General features: G+C 75.3%; 4 protein-coding genes. 2 read left to right on the top strand and 2 right to left on the bottom strand.

The genetic code is table 11. From position 1 onward, the window contains the following. The first annotated feature begins 217 nt into the window (after positions 1-217). Both M2302_RS32950 and M2302_RS32945 read left to right on the top strand, forming a co-directional pair. The gene (locus M2302_RS32950; protein WP_280841698.1) at positions 218-637 is read left to right on the top strand and encodes a YchJ family protein; all 420 of its coding nucleotides are present in this window, start codon (positions 218-220) and stop codon (positions 635-637) included. Positions 638-849: 212 nt separating this feature from the next. Further along, positions 850-1,575, top strand: coding sequence for a hypothetical protein (locus M2302_RS32945; protein ID WP_280841697.1), 726 nt, complete (start codon positions 850-852; stop codon positions 1,573-1,575). Between the two features lie 76 nt (positions 1,576-1,651). On the opposite strand, the gene M2302_RS32940 is transcribed toward M2302_RS32945, so the two are convergent. After that, on the bottom strand, positions 1,652-2,443 hold the full coding sequence (locus M2302_RS32940; RefSeq protein ID WP_280841696.1) for a maleylpyruvate isomerase family mycothiol-dependent enzyme: 792 nt from the start codon (positions 2,441-2,443) through the stop codon (positions 1,652-1,654). Between the two features lie 121 nt (positions 2,444-2,564). After that, entirely contained in the window at positions 2,565-3,821 is a 1,257-nt protein-coding gene (locus M2302_RS32935; protein WP_280841695.1) for an MFS transporter, read from the bottom strand. Positions 3,822-4,066: the final 245 nt, after the last annotated feature.

The following is a 4,066-nucleotide window of genomic DNA, read 5'->3' as shown; positions in this document are numbered from 1 at the left end:
CAGGCCTCCTACCGGATGAGCGTCGACAACCTCGCCGACTGGATCGCCACCCGCGGCTACTCCGCCACCGCCTGACCCACCAACGACAAGGGCCGGCCCCACCACGGGGCCGGCCCTTTCGTCGTCTCCGAACGGTGCGCCGGCATCCGTCGCCGGGGTCGGCCGCGTGCCCCGGCTGCCGCTCTCCGCACCCGACGGGTGCGGCAGGATGGGTGCCGTGGCGAAACGTGGGGCCCGCCGGAGCGCGGCCGACGACCAGGACCGGCCGTGCCCGTGTGGCTCCGGCCTGCCGTACGCCGACTGCTGCGGCCCGGTGCACCGCGGCGACGGGACGGCGGGGACGGCCGAGGCGCTGATGCGCTCCCGGTTCAGCGCCTTCGCCGTCGGTGACGCCGGGTACCTACTGCGCAGCTGGCACTCCTCGACCCGGCCGGCCCGGCTGCGGCTGGACCCCGGCGAGCAGTGGACCCGCCTGGAGATCGTCGACACCGACCGGGGTGGCCTGTTCGACAGCACCGGCACCGTCGAGTTCCGCGCCCACTACCGCGAGGCCGGCCGGCCGGGGACCCTGCACGAACGCAGCCGGTTCGTCCGGGAGGACGGGCGTTGGGTCTACCTCGACGCCCTGCCCGACTGAGCCGGCGCGACCCGCTCGCCCGCCGTGGCGCGGCTTGTTAACATGGCGTCGGCGCCGTCCCGCGCCTCACCTCCTTACCGGTGCTCACGCCACCGGCGTCGCGGAGGCAAAGGAGACCTCGAGTCTTCGGGGTGCCGTGCCACATGCCCAGGCAACGGCGGGTCGACGGGAGCGTGAGTCCCCACGACCGCGCCGTCGACAGGGAGCATGTGATGACGCGCCAGAAATCCTTCAAGTCCCGGGTCCGCACCCGGATGGACAAGACCGGCGAGAGCTACACGGCGGCCCGCCGGCACCTGCTGCCCGGCGCCGTTGCGGCTGAACCGCCGACCGCGGCGCCCGCCGAAGCCACTCCCCCGGCCCCCGGATCGGGGGCGGCACAGGCCGACCGGATCTCCGACGCGTTGCTCCGTGAGCGCACCGGCCGCGGCTGGGACGAGTGGTTCGCCCTGCTGGACGACTGGGGCGCGGTGCAACGTACGCACACCGAGACCGCTCGCTGGCTGGTGACCGCCCACGAGGTGCCGGGCTGGTGGGCGCAGACCGTCACCGTCGGGTACGAGCAGGCGCGTGGCCTGCGCGCCCCCGGGCAGCGGCGCGGCGGCGGCTGGGAGGCGAGCGGCAGCCGCACGGTCGCCGTGCCGGTGGACCGGCTGTTCGAGGCGTTCAGCGACGACGGGCTGCGCCGGCGGTGGCTGCCCGACGTGGCGATCCGGGTACGCACGGCCACCCGGCCGAAGACCTTCCGCGCCGATTGGGAGGGCGGCCCGACCCGGATCGTGGTCGGCTTCGCACCCAAGGGCGACACGAAGGCCACGGTGACCGTGGTGCACGAGAAGCTCACCGACGCCGAGCAGGCAGCCGCGCTCAAGGCGTACTGGCGGGAACGGCTGGCCGCGCTCAAGCAGTTGCTGGAGTCCGGCGAGGCGGAGCGCTGAGCACCACGACCTCCGTCCACCTGCCGGGCTGACCGCAGGCCCGGTGACGGTCGTCCCCGTCACCGGGCCGACCCGGTCAGCCGAAGGCGACCCGCTCCAGCCACAGGTCGAGCAGCTTCGCGTCCCCGATCACCTCGACGCCCGCCGTGTCGACGGAGAGCCGGCCGTAGACCAGCAACAGCAGGTTGGTCAGCGGCCCGCGTACGGCCACGGCGGCCTTCTCGTGCGCCCGCCGCCAGGCGATCAGGTCGCCGGTGAGGTCCACCACCCACTCGGCGCCCAGCTCGGCCGGCGTGTCGGTGGCGTGCAGGTGCAGCGTCCGGCCCGGGCCGAGCAGTTCCCGACGGTGCGGATGGAAGTCGAACATCTGCGGCAGCGCGCCCAGCTCCATCCACTCGTCGAGGGCGTCGACAGCGACCTCCGGCGAAACGGCCACGTCGAGGCCGAGGGCGAGCGCGGCGTCGGCCCGGTGCACGAGCGTCTCGTGGGCGAACCGGCGCGCGAAGAACGCCGGGCTGCCCGGCCCGAGCGGGGTCCACACCCGCGCCGCCGGCCCGGCGTCGCGCAGCGCACCGGCCAGCTCGGCGGCCCCCTCGACCAGCCACGGCCCGACCACCGCCGGGTCCTCGTCGGCGTACGGCGACAGGTCACGGAAGTGGGTGTCCGACGGTGGCGTGGACGGACGGGTGCGGACGATCTCCGCGGCCCACCGCTGCCCGCCCCCGAGGTGCCGCACCAACTGGCCCACGTTCCACCCCGGGCAGGACGGGACGGCGACGGTCAGGTCGGCGCCGTCGAGATGCGACCGGAGCAGGTCGCTCTGCTGCACGATCTCGGCGCACCAACGGTCGTAGCTCACACCGGTCATCCGGCCACGCTAACCGCCGGCACCGACACGAGCCGCCCGCCGGGCCGGGCACCCTACCCACTTCCCGCCTGGGTGAAGGCGCTCGCCAGGCCACCGGCGCGGCTGAAGGTGCGGGCGCGGTTCACGTCGGCCCGCCGCTGCGGCCGGCCACCGGCTCCCGCCTCGGACCGCCTCGGCCACCATCGCGGGTGGCCAGCAGGACGACCGCCACCAGCAGGTACGGCACGGCCGCCACCACGAAGGCGGCCCGGTTGCCGCCCACCGCCGCGACCAGGGCGTACCCGCCGTAGACGGCGATGATGGTCAGGTCGGTGGCCATGCCGGCGACCGAGGTGACGGTGGCCCGGCCCGGCCCGGTGATCCGCGCCTGGAGCCGGGCGTCGGCCAGCACCGTGGCCAGTTGGAAGGCGCAGAACGCGACACCGACCAGCACGAACCCCGCCGGGTGGCGCAGTCCCGCCCCGGCGGCGAGCGCGACGGCGGCCACGGTCAGCAGCGCGGCGTAGCCCCGGGTGCCCAGCCGTTCGGCCGGCGCCGCGAGCAGGCCACCCACGGTCACCCCGGCCCAGACGAGCAGGAGCAGCAGCGGCACGGTGGACTCGGCGACGCCAGTGTCCTGGGCCAGCAGCGGCGTGTACTCGTCGAGGGCGCCCCACACGGCGGCCACCGCCGGGACCAGCAGCAGCGCCCCGCGTACCCGTGGGTCGGCCCGGGCCTCGGCGAGGCCGGCGCGCAGGGTCGCCGCCCAGCCCAGGTCGTCGCCCTCCTCCGCGGGCTCCGACGCGGCCGCCCGGGCCGGACGGTGTTCGGGGAAACGGGTGGCGACGGCGGCGGCGAGCAGGGTGGCCAGCACGCTGGCCGCGCCGACAGCCGGGTAGCCGCCGACGGCGAGCACCGGGCCGGCCAGGCCGATCGAGGCGAGCACGCCGAGCACCGCGGCGGTGCGCGCCCGGCCCATGGTGCGGGCGTAGCGGCCGGCCGCGCCGAGCCGGTCGAGTTCGGTGAAGACCAGCGCCTCCAGGGCGCCGGAGCCGAGCGCGCCGCCGGCTCCCCAGAGGACGAAGCCGAGGGCGAACGCCGGGTAGGACGGGGCCAGCACCCACAGGGCGTAGCCGGCGCCGGCGAGCAGCGGCGCGAGGCAGAGCAGCAGCCGGCGGGAGACGGCGTCGGCCCAGGCGCCGGAGGGCACCTCGAGCAGGATGCTGGTCGCCGACCAGACGACGAAGAGCGAGGAGATCTGGCCGATCGACAGGCCGGTGTCGCTGAACAGCAGCGCGTACACCGGGTAGAGCAGGACGAGGTCCTGGAGGAACGCGTACCCGTAGAGGGTGGCCGCCAGGCGGCGGACGCCGGGCGGTGCTGCGGTGGTGAGGATCATGAGGGCCTTTCCACGGGACCGGACGGACGCGGGACGTGCGGCGTCCGGGGTGGTCCGCGGTTGCGGCCCTCACTTACGGATCAACATCGCCAGGTCATGCGCCGATGCTAGTGCGGTGTCCACTAACGTTCACCGGGTTTCCGATGCACCTTGTGGATCCTCGCCGTGGGGGCGAGCGACTCCCCACCTGGTGGTGGGGCGGGCCTCCGCGGGCCAACTGATCCTCGCGCCGTCATCGCGGGGCG

The organism is Micromonospora sp. A200, from assembly GCF_029893845.1.
Taxonomy (GTDB): domain Bacteria; phylum Actinomycetota; class Actinomycetes; order Mycobacteriales; family Micromonosporaceae; genus Micromonospora; species Micromonospora purpureochromogenes.
This window is presented reverse-complemented; position numbering and strand designations above follow the sequence as displayed.